The 1,150-nt window shown below is 28.3% G+C and carries 1 protein-coding gene and 1 pseudogene; both read right to left on the reverse strand.

Annotated features, from left to right (window positions below; all coding sequences use genetic code 11):
• A pseudogene (locus tag A5819_RS05580) lies at window positions 1-196 on the reverse strand (SMI1/KNR4 family protein); the annotation flags it as partial.
• 56 nt (window positions 197-252) lie between these two features.
• Window positions 253-852 carry a hypothetical protein gene (locus A5819_RS05585; RefSeq protein WP_086277479.1) on the reverse strand — a complete coding sequence of 200 codons (600 nt, stop codon included), beginning with the start codon at window positions 850-852 and terminating at the stop codon, window positions 253-255.
• Window positions 853-1,150: the final 298 nt, after the last annotated feature.

Consider the following 1,150-nt stretch of genomic DNA (forward strand, 5'->3'; position numbering starts at 1 on the left):
CTCTTATAGAATAAGGATCCATTATACGGTTGATATTATATTCAGAGCCTTTTATAAAACCATAACCTACACTCAAAAAGAATTCCTTTAGTTCTTTAGGAATTTCTAATTCTAATGCCGTTTCTACTTCAATTATGTCTTCCATTTTTATATTGTAAAAAATATTCCCACTATTATCTTCGCTACATTTAATCATAAGTCGTTATTCCCTTATTTTATCGTAAATAAGTATAGCTTTTGCTCATATATTTTTTATAGAACTGGTTCATCATTTTCATTCAATACAGTTTTTATTTCATTATTTTCATAAATTACCATATATTCATCTGGGAGAGCCAGAACTTGAATTATCTCAGGTTTTTGTTTTAAAAGTTGATAAGCATATAAGGCATATAGATCTTCTTCTGAATTATCCTCTTCTATACTACCTATATACCAACCTGAATCACCTAGTTCCACATCACTAGATCTTTGCATATACATTGTATCGAAAGTTAAAATATTTTTTTGAAGTATGATTTTATCGCTAAAACTAATTGATTTGCCTTCCAAGTTTAGTTTTCTCAAAAAATGACCTTGTTCTAACTGTACCCATAGTGCCAAGGTTAAATCTTTAGTCTTATCTTCAAAAGGATTTTTGCTAGTATCATTTGTTAGTATAACGAATGAGTCTTTATTTATTTCTTCTAAAAAATAAATTGACCAGCCAATTTGGAATGAAAATCCATTTATTAACTCTTCCTCATTCATATTTTTTAGGATGTAGAACAGGCTTAACAATTGAGGCTCTAACTCTTTTTCTACAGTAGCTATAAATTCTTTATTTCCTATTTTTTGCTTAAATTCTCTCATTCATTTCAACCTACTTCTGATGAGTATTTACAAAGATTCCAAGACTTTTTTCTAATTCTAATATTATCTCATCAGCAGAGAATCCCCTTACTGTAGATTCTCTATTTTTACCTGTCTCTTATACACATCTAGATGTGTATAAGAGACAGAATAAGTATAGCTTTTGCTCATATATTTTTTATAGAACTGGTTCATCATTTTCATTCAATACAGTTTTTATTCTGTCTCTTATACACATCTAGATGTGTATAAGAGACAGCAATTATGTCTTCCATTTTTATATTGTAAAAAATATTCC

The organism is Enterococcus sp. 7E2_DIV0204 (assembly GCF_002140855.1).
In the GTDB taxonomy this organism is placed as follows: Bacteria; Bacillota; Bacilli; order Lactobacillales; family Enterococcaceae; genus Enterococcus_L; species Enterococcus_L lemimoniae.